This is a genomic window from Vibrio sp. SCSIO 43135 (assembly GCF_023716665.1).
GTDB classification, from domain to species: Bacteria; Pseudomonadota; Gammaproteobacteria; order Enterobacterales; family Vibrionaceae; genus Vibrio; species Vibrio paucivorans.
In genome coordinates this window covers 278,236-293,044 of sequence record NZ_CP071860.1, presented here as the reverse complement: position 1 = coordinate 293,044, position 14,809 = coordinate 278,236, and the positions used below count along the sequence as shown (strand labels likewise).

Here is a 14,809-nt window from a genome sequence, read left to right as displayed (position 1 = left end):
GACATGAATTTAACCCAATCTATTGCGCTACTTGCTGCCACACTGACTGCCAGTGCTGCCGCAACCACCACTGAAGAACGCCAATACTACTTGCAAAAGATGGACTTAGTGACTTTCATTACCCCAAGTGAGGAAGCAAGTTATTACTGGCAGAATATGTCGGAAGTGTTGCCCACTTCAGTTATTGCTCGCCAAGGCCTTATCAAACCATTAGAACGCGACCTAAAGTCCACCATAGCCAGTACGCAATACCAAGGTACTTCTCTAAACTCGATGTTAACCGGAGAAGATGCGCCGTTAGAAGCATTAATGGTGATAAAAGAAGGCAAAATAACCTTCGAACATTTCAACATAAACCGTAATCAAAAACACGTGTGGATGAGTAATGCTAAAACTCTGGCAGGCTTGATGGTCGCTCAGCTTGAACAAGACGAGCTGATCGATGTGCAAAAACCGCTATCTCAATACCTACCTCAAGTAAAAGGGACAGCATGGCAAAACATCAAAGTCATCGATGTACTGAACCAGCAGAGCGGACTGGATATTGAGGAAAACGATATCACCCGCTACAACCCTCGGCATTATGTGTCTCAGTTCTTCCAATCAGAAATCTATGGCGATGACTACCTAACTAACCTACTAAAGCCACCAGCGGTCAAATCACCCGGAGAGGCATTTGAGTATTCATCCCTAAACACTCAGATGTTGGCACTGTTAATCAGTACTGTAACAGGTCAACGCTTGTCGGAAGTGTTGCAGCAACGAATTTGGGCCCCCGCAGGGATGACCAGTGATGCAATTTTGGCACTGTCGCCTACTGGACATGAAATCATTCATGGCCTGATCTCATCCAATCTCGAAGACATGATGCGCTATGGAATGCTATATACGCCTTCGTGGCACGAAACAGCTAAGACACCAGTGGTTACCCCTCAGATATTAAATAAGATTCGAGGCTCAATCACGTCAGGTACCTTTAGCCAAGGGGACTCTTATTATCGCTTCAAAGCCATTACCGGTGAAGAACCTCTCGGCAGTTCATATCAATGGGACCAAATTTGGGCTGATGGCGATATGTATAAATCAGGCATGCGAGGTCAAGGCATCTATGTTTCGCCAGACAAAGATCTCGTCATTGGTTGGTTCAGCAAAAGAGACGCTAAGATAAACGCGGCAGCTTTTGCACGTCAATATGCCAAACAACTCACCCTATAGTTATGGTGACAATGGAGAACTCCAACATGTTATTCATATCAGGAATTGCACTTGGTTTTACGGCTTGTTTTCTGCTCCACAGCCAGCCTGCGCGAAGACAAGTGAGAAACCTTTCTAGAGCTCTACAACTGATCGAGCAAAAATCAGGCTTTTACATCCAAGTGAAACAAGAGGGGCTGACTTTACAACACAGCAACGCTGCAAATGAAAAAGCGGCAGCACAACTGGCAAGGCTGACCAAAAACGCTACCAATTGCTAAGCATAAACCTACAAGTGCCTACGGCTTATGTCGTAGGCACTTGCTTTGTTTTGGAAAGTTGTGACGATTAACGCTCCAAAGTGTCTATCAATTCGTGCAGCAGCGCTTTGAGCTGCTCGGCTTTCTCTACATCGTAATCAACATTTTCAATCAGTTGACTAGGTAAACAAGAGAGCTCTTGCTGCAGTTGCCCGCCTTGCGCGGTGAGGTGGATAAGCATCTTGCGCTCATCATCTTCATCTCGTCGGCGGGAGATGAGCTCAGATTGTTCCATCCGCTTTAGAATTGGCGTCAGGGTATTACTGTTCAGTAGCGCTTGTTTACCAATCTCTCCCACAGTGATTCCATCTTGCTGCCACAATATAAGCAAGATGATGTATTGCGGGTACGTCAGTCGATGTCGGTCGAGCAAAGGCTGATATAAGCGAGTCACCAAGCGAGATGCAGCATAAAGGGGAAAGCACAGCTGGTTTTCCAACTTCTGATGCTCCTCTCCTTTAAAAGTCATTTTTGCCATGCTATTTCGCTAACGCTTTTTGAATATGTTTCTCTAGCGCGTCTGGTTTGGTGGTTGGTGCGAAGCGTTTGATCGGCTGGCCATCTTTACCAATCAGAAACTTAGTGAAGTTCCATTTGATTCGGCTACCCAAAACACCTGGAAGTTGCTGTTTTAGATACTTAAACACCGGGTGGCTACCCTCTCCGTTCACTTCGATTTTTTCACTAATAGTAAAATCCACACCATAGTTAATTAGGCATCCACCTTGGATCTCACTAGCGCTGCCCGGTTCTTGGTTTCCAAACTGATTACAAGGGCAACCTAAAATGACCAAGCCTTGTTCAGAATATTGTTGATGAAGCTTTTGCAAACCTTCGTATTGAGGGGTTAGGCCGCATTGACTTGCGGTGTTCACGACCAGCACAGCTTTGCCTTCAAACTGGGAAAAATCTAGAGGTTGGCCTTGTAACGTCGTCATTGATAGTTGGTGAAATTCGCTCATTGTTCTGCTCCTGTATCGGCTTGAGCAAAATATATCGCGCACGATATAATTCCACAACGATAGTTCAAAAATTGAAGTAATTCCAAATGTCGCTTAATCGTAGCAGTCGTGCCTTTTAACCCAAGCCATGGTGTAAGGGAGATCTTGCTCGTCTCGCCCTTTAGGCACTAAGTCCATCAAATGATAGGCGCCATTGAGCATGTCTAACCCTCGGGCATAACAAGAGTACGTATGGAAAACCTCACCACGGTCGTTTTTCACAAACACGCTTATCCCAGGAGCTTCCGAGCTAGGGAACTGGCTGGGACGGTAGTTGTAAACTGCTTGCCCAGAATCGATCTCCTGTTGGCTAAAAGAGACATTGAAGTCCGAGTTAAAGGAATTAGAAAAAGACGAGACCCAATCAAAGCTCCAGCCCATACGTTTTCTGTAGTTCTGAAGTTTGTCTAACGACGCCCGAGAAACGGCCACCAAGTGAATGTCTCGCTGATTTAAATGCGTCACAATCGGATTGAAGTTATCTGCCCAAAAGGAACAACTCGGACACCCTTCTTCCCAGTCGGGGCCAAACATAAAGTGGTACACAATGAGTTGGCTTTTACCAGCAAACAGCTCGGTAAGTGATTTCGTCCCGCCTTCGGTTTCAAAAAGATAATCTTGGTTAATTTTACGCCACGGCATGTCTCGGCGCTGCTGACTGAGTTCATCCCTCAATTGAGTAAATTGTTTCTCTTTTTCTAGTAGGCGCTGCCTTGCCGCTAGCCAATCTTCATCTGACACCACTTGTTTTTTAAACTCGCTGTTTTCACTCATTGTTCTACCCTTTCACCTGCGTTTGCTCGTGTTGCCACCGGCAGCTTTCTTGCCTTAAAGGTAGTTGCGAATTCCCCATTCTGCGCCTTAATTATTCACCAAAGAAATAACTCAATATGACACTTATCACACATTAACGAATTGAAACACAACCGCGCTTTTACGAAGTAAAAAACCCGATATTGATAACATTTTATTTACATTAGGCGATGCAATAATCGGTTCGATAACTAAGGCAATGGATAAGACTATGATAAATCTAGCAACGGCTTTACAACGCAGTGCAACCTGCTCTCCAGATAAAACCGCGATCATTTGCGGTGATGTTGAACTCAGCTACCAGGAGTTCAACGACATCTCCAGCAAGATCGCCAGCGCTCTTATTGAGCAAGGGGTAGAAAAAGGCGATAAAGTGGCGTTAAGCTGCTTCAACATTCCATACTTCCCGCTGGTCTATTTCGGCATCCTTAAAGCGGGCGCATGTGTAGTTCCACTTAACGTGTTACTTAAGAGTCGCGAGATCGCTTACCACTTAAAAGACGCGGATGCGAAGTTCTATTTCTGCTTTGAAGGCACATCACAACTACCAATGGCAACAGAAGCGATTGAGGCGTTTAAGCAAGTAGACAGCTGCAAACAACTTTGTATTCTTACGGCAGATCAAACCGCCCTTGAGCATCAAGGGTTTCCTACGCTCAGTGCATTGATCGCCACCGCTGAGCCTATTGCACAAGCCGCGAATACCCAAAGTGACGACACGGCCGTCATTTTGTATACCTCTGGGACTACAGGCCTGCCAAAAGGAGCAGAACTGACTCACAGCAATATGCTCACCAATGCGTTGGTGTCGAACGATTTAATGTCGGCCACTTTCGATGATGTTCACATCATCACTCTCCCTTTATTCCACTCTTTTGGCCAAACGGTTCACATGAATGCAGCTGTCGTTAGCGGCGCCACTATGGTTTTGGTACCTCAGTTCACTCCAGATGGGGTACTGAGCCTTATCGATAAGTACAAAGTGACGCTATTTGCGGGTGTACCAACTATGTATATCGCACTTCTGGCAACACAAACCGAGGCAGATATCAGTTCACTACGCCTTGCTATTAGTGGCGGCGCATCGCTCAACCATCAGGTCATAAAAGAGTTCGAGCAACGTTTTAACGTCGCTATTTTGGAAGGGTATGGCCTTTCTGAAACCAGCCCTGTGGCAAGTTTTAATTACCAGCATTCTCGTCGCCCAGGCTCTGTTGGATTACCAATTCTAGGAGTCGAGATTCAAGTCGTTGACCTTGATGGCAACCCAGTAGCTCAAGGAGAGAAAGGTGAGATTACTATTCGTGGCCACAATGTTATGAAAGGCTATTTGAACCGTCCCGAAGAAACCGAAGCAGCCATTCGAAACGGTTGGTTCCACACTGGGGATATTGGCTATTTCGACGAAGCAGGCCACTTGTACATTGCAGATCGCTTAAAAGAAATGATCATTCGCGGTGGATTTAATGTTTACCCACGTGAAATCGAAGAAACCTTTATGACTCACCCAGATGTTGCCATGGTTGCGGTAGTCGGCATTCCAGACGAACACTACGGTGAAGAGATTAAGGCCTTTGTCGTGCTAAAACCAGATGCACAAATCGACAGCAAGCAACTGCAACAATGGGGGCAAGAACAGTGTGCCGCTTATAAATACCCTCGCTATGTTCAGGTGATGGATAAACTCCCTATGAGTGCAACCGGAAAGATCCTCAAACGAGAGCTAAAATCTGAGCACGAATCTAAAGCAGACTAACGCGCAGTCACTGCTGATAACTATTAAGGCCAGACATGCTCTGGCCTTTTTCATGTTCATCGTCAGGATTTCCTGAACCGGTAGGGTGCAAATCGACAAAACTGTAAAAATTATTGGCGTCGGTAAGGGCAATTTGGGTATGCTTGCTGTTCACCTCGATAAGGTTGCGTCATGCCAAACGTGTTAAAGACAATTTGGATTACGACATTCACTCTGTTTGCGATGCTTTCAACTAGCCTATTTGTTGAAGCCAAAGCCAGTGGTGAAGCCTTGCGAGCTCTTCACACCCAGTCAGAAAGCCAACAAAACGTTGATGTTGCGGCCAATTGCCCTGACGAGCAACACGGCTCGAGTGACCATGGTGTGAAAAACCATCAAAGTTGCAGTTCCACCTGCATACTCAAAATGCCGAGCCATCGCGCTTTATCTGAACTGGCTTATCAAGATTTTTCTCTAGCCCCAATTCCACCCGATTGCGCAATTAAACCGGTACTGATAGCCCAAGGGCTTTACCGGCCTCCAATCGTTTAATTCCATTCAAATAATCGAACTTAACTTGGCTTATTTCATTAGGCCTATACTGTTGTACATAAAATTTATGGAATTATTCAATTATGAAAAAGCTTTTTGCTCTATTTACCGCACTGCTAATGAGTGCATCTGTTGCTGCAGCGCAATTTGAAGAAGGGACACACTACCAAGTATTGGATGTAGAGAAGGCATCTAAGCCTGTTGTCACAGAGTACTTCTCGTTCTACTGCCCTCACTGCTACAAGTTTGAAGGTGTCGTTGAAAACCTGAAGCCAGCTCTACCGGACAACGCACGATTCGAAAAAGTACACGTCGCTTTCATGGGCAGCAACATGGCTGTTCCAATGGCTAAATCGTATGCAGCAATGGTAGCTCTGAAAGTGGAAGATACGATGGTTCCAGCCATGTTCAGACAGATTCATGAGCTGCGCCAACCACCAAAAAATGAAGAAGCTCTGCGTCAGATATTCATCGATAACGGCGTTGATGCAAAGAAATTTGACGCGGCTTACAACGGCTTCGCTGTCGATTCGATGCAAAAACGCTTCGATAAGAAGTTCCAAGCAAGCACTCTAACAGGCGTTCCTGGTGTTTTGGTTAACAACAAGTACATTGTAAAGCCGGACAACATTCGCAGTATCGAAGAGTACAACCAACTGGTGAACTACTTGCTGACACTGTAACCACTGTTTTAGGCGATACAGTTAAGCTCAATAATGCCCCGTTAGATCGGGGCATTTTTATTTTCGCCGCTACTCGTTAATAAGCAAAGCCAAGTCCAATCTACTGGTAGCTACCACCTTGAGCTTGTAGTACCTGACCATTTAGATCCTTGCTCACCGCCGCAGCGTAATACGATGCCACATCCTTAGCGGCGATCCCCGTGCTGCTATCCATTCCCCACGATTCCATCGTTTCTTTGACCATGCTTGGGCTGACCGCATTCAACCGCTGTTCGTTAGTCATGTCCAGCGCAGCGCTGCGAACAAAAGCATTTACAGCAGCGGTACCCATTGAAATCGCTACCACACCAGGCATCGGATGATCTGCAGCAGCTCCCGATGTTAACGTAATTGAGCCACCGTGATTTAAGTAATTCAAACCAACTCGTGCAACATTCACTTGTCCCATTACCTTGTTGTTAAGCACCGTTTGATACCCAGCATCATCCGTTTGTTGCAAGGTTCCCATTTCTCCGTTGCCCGCCATGCTAATGATGGCGTCAACCTTTCCTACTTGCTCAAACAAACGTTCAATAGACTGCTTATCTTCTATATCGACACGGAACTCGCCTTGGCTGTACCCAACACTGATCACTTCATGCTGCTGTTGTAGGTTATCAACCACCGCTTTGCCAATCACACCATTGGCACCAATTGCTACTACTTTCATTTTTTTTCCTCGTTAATATTGGGTTTGCGCCAACCACTCTTGGGTCAACTGCGCGAGCTGTTTCGGTTGATCTTCTTGAAGAAAATGGGAGGCGTCATTCACCGTATGATGCGGCTGCCCTTTCGCTCCAGTGAAGTTGGTTTGGAAATGGATGTCGTACCCTCGCCCTGCGAGAAAAGGATCACTGTCGCTAAATAAAGTCAGCACCGGCTTAGGCCATTGTTTTAAGCGTTGCCAATCAGCATTCACTTGGTCCAGTTCAGAGGCCACTATCTCCGCCATCTTTTTCGGCCCAGCTGCATATTCGACCGATGGAAACGGCGCGTCGTAACCGCTCATGTCATCGTTCGACAGTTGGCGAGTCGTTAAGGCTTGGATCACCTTGCCAATTTCCAATGGCGCACTATGACGGAAGTAACCCGCCCAATTTCCATAGTTAATCTTGGACGATAGGTCTTCAATACTTGGTTTGCCCGCCAAGGCCGCCATGACTTTGAGTACCTTCGGCACCATAAACTTCTCTAGGCCCTTCATCTCAGCCAGTGCCGTATTCGATAGCACCAATCTATCTAGCCAGTGCGGCTCGCGAGCCAAAACTCGCAGGCCAATCATGCCTCCCCAGTCTTGGAAAAATCCGGCAGCGTGCTTAATGTTCAACTGCTTAACAAAGCTGTGCATCCAATCGACATGATTGCCATAGGTATGAAGGTCGGAGCTAAGCGGCTTATCCGATTTTCCGAAACCAATTAAGTCCGGAGCAATCACTCGATAACCTGCCGAAACCAACTCGGGGATCATATGTCGGTACAAATAGCTCCACGATGGTTGGCCATGAAATAGGAATATCACTTTGGCGTTCGATTTTCCTTCGTCGACATAGTGCATACGCATGCCATCAACCGACACATAATTAGGCTGAAATGGATAATCTGTTAAATGTTCGAATGCACTGTCGGGTGTACGTATCGTCTTCGGTTTCAATGAATGAGTTAAGCTATTCATGGCTCTACCTCCGTGCTGTTTGATTGGCTTAGACACACTTTAGGCAAGCTGACGGTCAATAAAAAGCATAGAATTTTGCACAAAATGGTCATATTATTTGACCATGACAAATTTAGAGCACCTGTTGGTTGTGGAAACTATCTGTACGGAAGGCAGTTTCCAGAAAGCCAGCGAGAAACTTCATAAAGTCCGATCCGCTGTTTCCTATTCTGTGAAGCAAGTGGAGTCTTTCTATGGCATCCAAATTTTTACGCGTGATACTTATCGGCCAGAGCTGACGGCTGAAGGTAAAGTGTTGATTGTTCAAATCCGCCGCCTACTCAAGCAAGCCAATGAATTCGAAGCGTTTGTCAAAGAGATGAAAGGAGAGCAAGAGACGGAGCTCAAGCTCGGAATAGGCTCAATCTTCCCAATAGAAAGAATCACTGACCTTTTGCTCGACTTAAAAACAACCTTTCCAGCCACAACGATTCACCTAGATATCGAGGTAGCGTCGGGCGAGCGTAAATTACTGGATGATGACGTTGATATCGCCATCTATGGCAGTCCTTCACGGCACAAAGCTATTGATTATCAGCTGATTGAAACTATCGATGTCCCGTTGGTGGTATCAAATAAAATGCCATTAAGCAGACTAGAGAGCGTCAGCGAAGCCGACCTCTCCCACTACCCTCAAATTGTGATGAAATCTTCGGATCTCAAAGCGCCAGACACGCACGTTGTCGATGACGCACTAAAGTGGTTTGTCACTGACCTCACCACCAAAAAAACACTCATCACCGCTGGGCTCGGCTGGGGAAGGATGCCCATCCACTTGGTTGAAAAGGAAATCGAAAATCAGCAGCTTACATGCCTTGAAACGCTTGGTTCTCTGCAACTGCCAATATACGTTGCTAAAAGAAAAAATCAGCCTTTGGGCCCAGTAGCAAAGAAGATTTGGCAATATTTTTCCGATAAATAAGCCATATTTCCTCAATGCCATTTGGGCATTTTCTGGGCGATAGTCATGCTTTACAACGCAAAAGAAACGCGTTGACTCAATGTGAAGACACTCTAACAATCTGAATCAGACGAACGTTTTTTGCACAAATCGCTTTGTTACTATGAAACAATTATCAACGATGAATCTCAGGGATTGATACATGTTTGATGGTTACCTCATACACACCAAACGCTTAGCACTCGAATTTTGCAAATACTACTTAGCATCAGTGCTTGTGCTAGGTATCAACGGTGAACTGTTTAATATGGCGCTACGGGTTTGGTCCAACAATCAGATGTCTTTTTATAACGATGGCTTGTGGCAGATTAATCTCATCCTGTCGTTCTTTCTAACTTGCTGTGTGATGTTTTCTAAATACTGCCCTGAATAAGCCAACTTGCCTAATCAAGAGGATACCTCAATGATCTTGAACCACGTTTCCGTTGGTACTCAAAACCTAACCTTGGCAATTCAATTCTACGACGCTGTTCTGGCTACCTTGTCCATCGCACGCTCTCACCATATCGAAAATATTGCGGCTGCCTATGGTGAACAATTTGAGTTTTGGGTAGGCCATCCTTGTGAGAACCCTGCAACCTCAGGCAATGGCACACACATCGCGTTCAACGCTCCAAGTCAACAAGCAGTAGATAGCTTTTATCACGCAGCCATGGAGCAAGGTGCGCAATGCGAAGGCAAGCCAGGCTTACGCCCAGAGTATGGCGAAACATACTATGCCGCCTTCGTAAGAGACTTGGACGGAAACAAAATTGAGGCAGTTCACTTCTGATCCACAAGCATCGGACATTTCAAGGAGGCATCATGACGATAGAAAACCGACTACGCGAGCTGGGGTTAACGCTACCAACGGCGAGCGATCCTCAAGGCAGTTACTGTAATTGCGTAAGAACAGGCAACTTACTTTATGTCTCAGGTAAAGGCCCAGTGGCAGGGTTATCAGAAGTTCCAAAAGGGAAGATTGGACAAACGTATTCCGTTGAACAAGGATACCAGTTCGCCAGAGCCACAGGCTTAGATATTCTCGCTGCGGTTAAACTCGAGTTAGGCTCGCTCGATAAAGTCACCCGTGTTGTGAAGCTGCAAGGTTTTATCAATGCCACCAGCGATTTTGAGCAACACCCAAAAGTCTTAGATGGATGCTCAGACCTAATGGCAGAAGTATTCGGAGAAAAAGGCGTTCATGCTCGCTCTGTCTTCGGTGCGTATTCTGTGAGAGGAAACTTACCGCTCATCATCGACTCCATTTTTGAAATTCAAGCTTAGGGCACGGCGGCCAACATCATGCGTAAACTTCAAATCGATACCTACAGCCTCAATCGGCAATCCATAAAAGATAGCACTACCTTGCCTCTCTTTATGGCCAAAGCGATGGCAAAACGTATACCGAAAGCCCTCGCGTCTAAGTTCGATGAAAACGGTGAACAGTTAGAGCAATTGGTACAAGCAGTAGTCGATGCTAAAGAGACCGGCGTGATCTATGAAGTGGTGGCAGAAGATGAAAACGAACGTATCGTGTTTTCAATCTTCTAGCTTACTTGGCACCCACTAGCGCTGGTAAGTTATATCCATTGTTTGTAGGTTCGCATCTATGCTTTGATCACCTTTTAAGCGTTGCCATAACACACCTAATAGATCTAAGCCTCGTTCACTTGGAAAGCGTTGTGTTGATTCTAGTAGCTGCCACTGACCATCGCTCCCTTTCTCAGCAAAGACGAATTCAAACGACAAGTTATCTGCCATACCCAGCCTTAAATCCGACACGATCAGCGCATCACCTTCCACCCGATAATTGAGGTAGTTGTGAGAAAATGCCTCTAGCCCTACCAATGTAGGTGGCTTCTCTTCTAATGGCCAGCTACCTAGTGGCCTAGCAACGAAATCAATCGCTTGGTCTTTATCTAATACCGACGCCAAACCTTCCCAGTACTGACCGTCATCCATTACCACAACTCGCCACAATAATGTGTTGAACGCCGTTGGCGTGATCAGCACTTGCTGGTTAGGTAAGTTCTGAGCTGCGAGGTTTTGTTCCACTCGATTGGCAATGGTTTGCTGGGACGCGTACCCCCAACCAAGGTAGAGCGTTGAAAGCAGAACAACACTCTGACACCAGCGTCCTCCATGCTTTTTGGAAAACAACGCCACTCCGATGGCGAGCAGCAATGGTAAGGTGTATAGAGGGTCGATAATGAACACATTTCGCAATTCGAAATAGCCTTCAAAAGGCCAAATTAGCTGGGTCCCGTAAGTGGTCATCGCGTCCAAAAGAGTATGCGTGACCAATACACTTACGGTTAAGAAAAATACCCGAGATAGGTTCCAAAATGCGTCTGGTCGCCAGCGGCAATATAGCCAAGAAATCAGCAATGCGAACGGTGGTAGAACGAGCAATGAATGGCTGAAGCCACGATGTTTAATGGTGTTTTGAACAGCGTCCCCGTAATCAAGCATGACATCAAGATCGGGTAAAGTGCCAAGTGCTGCTCCCACCAGCAGTACTTTAGCATTACATTTTTTGCCAGCAATCGCGCCAGCGACTGTTGCACCGAGTGCCGCCTGAGTTATTGAATCCATATTGCCGTGTTCTTTTTTCACATGTGATTAGGTTACGTTGAATTCGAAACTAAAGTTCAGTTGGGAGAGTGTCAAACGTAGAAGCCACTCTAGCTTCGCTCTTTACCTACTTTTACATTATCGACATGACACCCCAGCATAAAAATACCAGCCAATTCATGCTTGGCTGGTACTAAAAGTATCATGTATGGAACCGTAAAAATTGCCTCTACGCGAAAGCTATTTACCAATGCACTCTAACAATTGAGCCGCTAGATTTCTCAACACCCCAGCTTCAGGCTTGGTATGGGAAAAAGTACGAATACCGTAGATACCCATCACCAAGAACTGGGACAAAGCCTGACAGTCTTTGGCTTGATCGATCTCTCCAGCTTTTTGCGCTTCAATTAATTTATCTGTAAACGCTTCCTGCCAGTCCGTCATCATATGACCGATAATGGCTTCAGCCTCATCATCTTGTTGTGACAATTCACTCATGGCTTTTTGCAGTAGGCAATCTTTGATTTCTTCACGTTCGCACTCGGCAACAACGTGGTCGAGGTACGCTTGAATACCCGCCAAAACTGTTGGCGATTGATCGAACAAGGCTTGAAATTCGGCGCTTCTCTCGCTGCGGTAATGTTCTAAAGACGCCAGTAATAGCCCGCGCTTGTTAGAAAATGCACAGTAAATCGACCCTGGATGGAGGCCAGTCGCCTTTTTCAAATCCTGCATACTCGTTTTGCTGTAGCCCTTACTAATAAAGGCATCCATGGCTGAACGTAATACTTCTTCACGGTCAAACTCGGCACTGCGCATAATCGTTCTCAAATCAATTTAGATGTCGCAAGTTTAACTTATCTTGAACAATCGTTCAAAAAGTTCTTGAATGATCGTTCAAGATGAACTAATTTGAATGGGCGTTCAAGAATATCACCCAAAGAATTCAAAAGGCTCAGTATGGAAAACTTATTTCAACCTTATGCTCTAAACGACACAATTACTCTACAAAACAAAATTTTAATGGCGCCACTAACTCGCGCCATGGCAGACGACAATTTGGTCCCAACCCAGCAAATGGCTGACTACTACGCTCGCCGCTCAGAAAGCGGCTTGATCATTTCTGAAGCGGTAATTATTCGCCCAGACGGTCAAGGTTATCCAAATACACCAGGGCTATTCTCGCCAGAGCAAATCATCGGATGGCGCACAGTCACTGATGCAGTGCATGAGAAAGGCGGTAAAATCTTCGCTCAACTTTGGCACACTGGTCGTGTGGCGCACCCACACTTCTTTGATGGTGAATTCGTACTTGCACCTTCAGCTGTAGCGGTAGAAGGCACCGTGCCTCGTATGAGAGAACTGTCTTACACCGTACCGAAGCCAGCAAGCAAAGAAGAAATTGAGCAACTAGTAGCGGACTACAGCCAAGCCGCAGCCAATGCGATCGATGCAGGCTTTGATGGCGTTGAGATCCATGGTGCTAACGGTTACCTACTCGATCAATTCTTGCATTACAGCAGCAATACTCGCGATGATGAATTCGGTGGTAATCCAGAGAATATGGCACGCTTCCCATTGGCTGTTATTGATGCAATCTCAGAGCGTATTGGCGAAGACAAAACTGCCCTACGAATTTCTCCGGGAGCTTACTTCAACATGGACCCAGATACTCGCGACCGCCAAGTATTTGATCACCTGTTAGCACAATTAGAACTACGTAATCTCGCCTATCTACACGTTGGTATTTTCGATGACAGTATGGAATTCGAGTACCTAGGCGGATCAGCATCAAGCTACATTCGCGCGCATTACAGTAAGACACTTGTTGGTGTTGGTAGCTACAGTGCAGAAACGGGCAGCGCTGCGATTGAGGCAAACAAGTTTGATCTACTTGCCATTGGTCGTCCATTTATTGCCAACCCTGACTACGTTGCAAAAGTGAAATCGGGCGAAGAACTCATTGAATACTCGGATGAAATGCTCGCGTCACTTGTGTAGTTAGTAACTTCGTTCCTAAGACTTTGAGCAATCTTTTGCCTTTTCATTGCTCGCTATATCACAGGGGAAGGTCTAACAGTACCCTACCCCTGCTTTGCCGCCACTAACTTGCTGGCGGCTTTTTCTTATCCTAATTACGCCCTTTCTAATTTGGTTATTACCCGCTTCACTGGATGCTGATCGGTCGCTAATTTCTAAATCTGATCAATCCCTTTCTTACATTGCTCGGAAATAGCTGACATCTCTCTGACCGTCTTTCCACTTTGGCAACTACGACTTTCCACACTTTCATACAAATCTCCTCTACATTTGCGTTCTAAATCAATGGGCAAGGAACTCTCAACTCAACCTAATACAAGAGAGATTACAATGAACTCAAACCATATTCTTATCATCGATACTTTTCCCATCGTCCGCCGCGCACTAGAACTTGAATTACGTACCGCAGTACCAAGCGCTCACTTTTATCACACGGACTCTTGCCAAGAAGCAGCAAAAATTTTACGAGCAAATGAGATCGATATGATCTTGCTTGATGTCGATTTAAATGATGGCAGCGGCCTTAATTTAGTGTCACGCATTCGCCGCCAGGGCTTCGCTGGAAAAATCCTATTTATTTCATCGAGCAGTTTTCCAAAAGTCAGCCAAACAGCGAAAGATGTAGGTGCAAACGGCTACATTTCGAAGACAGAGCCTTCTAACCTGATCCGCGATGCCATTATGGCAGTAAGAAGTGGTTATTCTGTGTTTAAGCAGGAGCCCGCGAGCACAGCCACATTCCAAGATTTATCCAAACGTGAATCGATTGTGCTTAACTACCTATCTAAAGGTTACTCAAACAAAAAAATTTCTGAGCTGCTGTCACTTAGCTCTAAAACAGTCAGTACCTACAAACGCCGAATTCTTAAAAAGTACGATGCAAACTCAATCATCGAAGTCATGAACCTAGAAGAGATGGCATCAGGTTCAGCATTGCATTCATAGATAATCAGTTATTCGATAATCTGGTATTTTCACTACAGCGTAGAGTCACCTTAATTTGGCTCAACAACTGTAGTGAAAGTGCCAACTGTAGTTCATCAGACATTAGTTAACACCTCTTTAGTCGTTTATCGCAGCATAACTGCCTACACTGTGCTGAGTTACCCCAGATATCAACATTTGGAAAGTCCGTTATTCCAGATAGTGCATTTCATAACCGACCAATGTAGCCCATATTATTCGCCAATATATCGTATTGAAT

The 14,809-nt window shown here is 45.6% G+C and carries 19 protein-coding genes; 12 read left to right on the top strand and 7 right to left on the bottom strand.

Annotated features, from left to right (window positions below; translation table 11 throughout):
• Positions 1-3: 3 nt before the first annotated feature.
• Entirely contained in the window at positions 4-1,215 is a 1,212-nt protein-coding gene (locus J4N42_RS15745) for a serine hydrolase domain-containing protein (RefSeq protein WP_252033276.1), read from the top strand.
• Between the two features lie 26 nt (positions 1,216-1,241).
• A complete protein-coding gene (locus tag J4N42_RS15740; protein WP_252033275.1) occupies positions 1,242-1,475 on the top strand; it encodes a hypothetical protein in 234 nt (77 codons plus the stop codon).
• Between the two features lie 67 nt (positions 1,476-1,542).
• Here J4N42_RS15740 and J4N42_RS15735 read toward each other — a convergent pair whose 3' ends face one another.
• From J4N42_RS15735 to J4N42_RS15725, 3 genes are all read right to left on the bottom strand, one after another.
• A complete protein-coding gene (locus J4N42_RS15735) occupies positions 1,543-1,992 on the bottom strand; it encodes a MarR family winged helix-turn-helix transcriptional regulator (protein WP_252033274.1) in 450 nt (149 codons plus the stop codon).
• Between the two features lies 1 nt (position 1,993).
• Positions 1,994-2,476, bottom strand: coding sequence for a glutathione peroxidase (locus J4N42_RS15730; protein ID WP_286036693.1), 483 nt, complete (start codon positions 2,474-2,476; stop codon positions 1,994-1,996).
• A 93-nt stretch (positions 2,477-2,569) separates the two neighbouring features.
• Positions 2,570-3,289 carry a DUF899 domain-containing protein gene (locus tag J4N42_RS15725; protein WP_252033273.1) on the bottom strand — a complete coding sequence of 240 codons (720 nt, stop codon included), beginning with the start codon at positions 3,287-3,289 and terminating at the stop codon, positions 2,570-2,572.
• Positions 3,290-3,539: 250 nt separating this feature from the next.
• On the opposite strand from J4N42_RS15725, the gene J4N42_RS15720 reads away from it, so the two are divergent.
• The 3 genes from J4N42_RS15720 to J4N42_RS15710 all read left to right on the top strand — a co-directional run bounded on the left by J4N42_RS15720 (position 3,540) and on the right by J4N42_RS15710 (position 6,298).
• Positions 3,540-5,084, top strand: a complete 1,545-nt coding sequence (locus J4N42_RS15720; RefSeq protein ID WP_252033272.1) for a long-chain-fatty-acid--CoA ligase — start codon at positions 3,540-3,542, stop codon at positions 5,082-5,084.
• Positions 5,085-5,255: 171 nt separating this feature from the next.
• A complete protein-coding gene (locus J4N42_RS15715; protein WP_252033271.1) occupies positions 5,256-5,615 on the top strand; it encodes a hypothetical protein in 360 nt (119 codons plus the stop codon).
• A gap of 83 nt (positions 5,616-5,698) precedes the next feature.
• Positions 5,699-6,298, top strand: coding sequence for a thiol:disulfide interchange protein DsbA/DsbL (locus J4N42_RS15710; protein WP_252033270.1), 600 nt, complete (start codon positions 5,699-5,701; stop codon positions 6,296-6,298).
• A 100-nt stretch (positions 6,299-6,398) separates the two neighbouring features.
• Here J4N42_RS15710 and J4N42_RS15705 read toward each other — a convergent pair whose 3' ends face one another.
• Positions 6,399-7,007, bottom strand: a complete 609-nt coding sequence (locus J4N42_RS15705) for a short chain dehydrogenase (protein ID WP_252033269.1) — start codon at positions 7,005-7,007, stop codon at positions 6,399-6,401.
• A gap of 12 nt (positions 7,008-7,019) precedes the next feature.
• Entirely contained in the window at positions 7,020-8,009 is a 990-nt protein-coding gene (locus tag J4N42_RS15700) for a haloalkane dehalogenase (protein WP_252033267.1), read from the bottom strand.
• A gap of 103 nt (positions 8,010-8,112) precedes the next feature.
• On the opposite strand from J4N42_RS15700, the gene J4N42_RS15695 reads away from it, so the two are divergent.
• The 5 genes from J4N42_RS15695 to J4N42_RS15675 all read left to right on the top strand — a co-directional run bounded on the left by J4N42_RS15695 (position 8,113) and on the right by J4N42_RS15675 (position 10,542).
• Positions 8,113-8,970, top strand: coding sequence for a LysR family transcriptional regulator (locus tag J4N42_RS15695; RefSeq protein ID WP_252033265.1), 858 nt, complete (start codon positions 8,113-8,115; stop codon positions 8,968-8,970).
• 181 nt (positions 8,971-9,151) lie between these two features.
• A complete protein-coding gene (locus tag J4N42_RS15690) occupies positions 9,152-9,382 on the top strand; it encodes a hypothetical protein (RefSeq protein ID WP_252033263.1) in 231 nt (76 codons plus the stop codon).
• A gap of 30 nt (positions 9,383-9,412) precedes the next feature.
• The gene (locus J4N42_RS15685; RefSeq protein WP_252033262.1) at positions 9,413-9,781 is read left to right on the top strand and encodes a VOC family protein; all 369 of its coding nucleotides are present in this window, start codon (positions 9,413-9,415) and stop codon (positions 9,779-9,781) included.
• Between the two features lie 32 nt (positions 9,782-9,813).
• Positions 9,814-10,275, top strand: coding sequence for a RidA family protein (locus J4N42_RS15680; RefSeq protein WP_252033260.1), 462 nt, complete (start codon positions 9,814-9,816; stop codon positions 10,273-10,275).
• Between the two features lie 18 nt (positions 10,276-10,293).
• Complete coding sequence (locus tag J4N42_RS15675) at positions 10,294-10,542, top strand: hypothetical protein (protein ID WP_252033258.1); 249 nt, start codon at positions 10,294-10,296, stop codon at positions 10,540-10,542.
• Positions 10,543-10,557: 15 nt separating this feature from the next.
• On the opposite strand, the gene J4N42_RS15670 is transcribed toward J4N42_RS15675, so the two are convergent.
• Together J4N42_RS15670 and J4N42_RS15665 are read right to left on the bottom strand one after the other, a co-directional pair.
• Complete coding sequence (locus tag J4N42_RS15670; protein WP_252033256.1) at positions 10,558-11,586, bottom strand: metal-dependent hydrolase; 1,029 nt, start codon at positions 11,584-11,586, stop codon at positions 10,558-10,560.
• 219 nt (positions 11,587-11,805) lie between these two features.
• Positions 11,806-12,384, bottom strand: a complete 579-nt coding sequence (locus J4N42_RS15665; RefSeq protein WP_252033254.1) for a TetR/AcrR family transcriptional regulator — start codon at positions 12,382-12,384, stop codon at positions 11,806-11,808.
• Positions 12,385-12,525: 141 nt separating this feature from the next.
• Between J4N42_RS15665 and J4N42_RS15660 the strand changes: the two genes are divergently transcribed.
• Positions 12,526-13,566, top strand: coding sequence for an alkene reductase (locus J4N42_RS15660; protein WP_252033252.1), 1,041 nt, complete (start codon positions 12,526-12,528; stop codon positions 13,564-13,566).
• A 369-nt stretch (positions 13,567-13,935) separates the two neighbouring features.
• Positions 13,936-14,550, top strand: a complete 615-nt coding sequence (locus tag J4N42_RS15655) for a response regulator transcription factor (RefSeq protein WP_252033250.1) — start codon at positions 13,936-13,938, stop codon at positions 14,548-14,550.
• The last annotated feature ends 259 nt before the right edge of the window (positions 14,551-14,809 follow it).

What these genes read in the sequence shown, in the direction of transcription:
- J4N42_RS15655 (WP_252033250.1), top strand. Translation starts at nt 13,936, where the DNA reads ATGAACTCAAACCATATTCTTATCATCGATACTTTTCCCATCGTCCGC.
- J4N42_RS15735 (WP_252033274.1), bottom strand. Translation starts at nt 1,992, where the DNA reads ATGGCAAAAATGACTTTTAAAGGAGAGGAGCATCAGAAGTTGGAAAAC.
- J4N42_RS15660 (WP_252033252.1), top strand. Translation starts at nt 12,526, where the DNA reads ATGGAAAACTTATTTCAACCTTATGCTCTAAACGACACAATTACTCTA.
- J4N42_RS15710 (WP_252033270.1), top strand. Translation starts at nt 5,699, where the DNA reads ATGAAAAAGCTTTTTGCTCTATTTACCGCACTGCTAATGAGTGCATCT.
- J4N42_RS15670 (WP_252033256.1), bottom strand. Translation starts at nt 11,586, where the DNA reads ATGGATTCAATAACTCAGGCGGCACTCGGTGCAACAGTCGCTGGCGCG.
- J4N42_RS15675 (WP_252033258.1), top strand. Translation starts at nt 10,294, where the DNA reads ATGCGTAAACTTCAAATCGATACCTACAGCCTCAATCGGCAATCCATA.
- J4N42_RS15665 (WP_252033254.1), bottom strand. Translation starts at nt 12,384, where the DNA reads ATGCGCAGTGCCGAGTTTGACCGTGAAGAAGTATTACGTTCAGCCATG.
- J4N42_RS15730 (WP_286036693.1), bottom strand. Translation starts at nt 2,476, where the DNA reads ATGAGCGAATTTCACCAACTATCAATGACGACGTTACAAGGCCAACCT.
- J4N42_RS15680 (WP_252033260.1), top strand. Translation starts at nt 9,814, where the DNA reads ATGACGATAGAAAACCGACTACGCGAGCTGGGGTTAACGCTACCAACG.
- J4N42_RS15700 (WP_252033267.1), bottom strand. Translation starts at nt 8,009, where the DNA reads ATGAATAGCTTAACTCATTCATTGAAACCGAAGACGATACGTACACCC.
- J4N42_RS15685 (WP_252033262.1), top strand. Translation starts at nt 9,413, where the DNA reads ATGATCTTGAACCACGTTTCCGTTGGTACTCAAAACCTAACCTTGGCA.
- J4N42_RS15695 (WP_252033265.1), top strand. Translation starts at nt 8,113, where the DNA reads ATGACAAATTTAGAGCACCTGTTGGTTGTGGAAACTATCTGTACGGAA.
- J4N42_RS15720 (WP_252033272.1), top strand. Translation starts at nt 3,540, where the DNA reads ATGATAAATCTAGCAACGGCTTTACAACGCAGTGCAACCTGCTCTCCA.
- J4N42_RS15690 (WP_252033263.1), top strand. Translation starts at nt 9,152, where the DNA reads ATGTTTGATGGTTACCTCATACACACCAAACGCTTAGCACTCGAATTT.
- J4N42_RS15705 (WP_252033269.1), bottom strand. Translation starts at nt 7,007, where the DNA reads ATGAAAGTAGTAGCAATTGGTGCCAATGGTGTGATTGGCAAAGCGGTG.
- J4N42_RS15740 (WP_252033275.1), top strand. Translation starts at nt 1,242, where the DNA reads ATGTTATTCATATCAGGAATTGCACTTGGTTTTACGGCTTGTTTTCTG.
- J4N42_RS15715 (WP_252033271.1), top strand. Translation starts at nt 5,256, where the DNA reads ATGCCAAACGTGTTAAAGACAATTTGGATTACGACATTCACTCTGTTT.
- J4N42_RS15745 (WP_252033276.1), top strand. Translation starts at nt 4, where the DNA reads ATGAATTTAACCCAATCTATTGCGCTACTTGCTGCCACACTGACTGCC.
- J4N42_RS15725 (WP_252033273.1), bottom strand. Translation starts at nt 3,289, where the DNA reads ATGAGTGAAAACAGCGAGTTTAAAAAACAAGTGGTGTCAGATGAAGAT.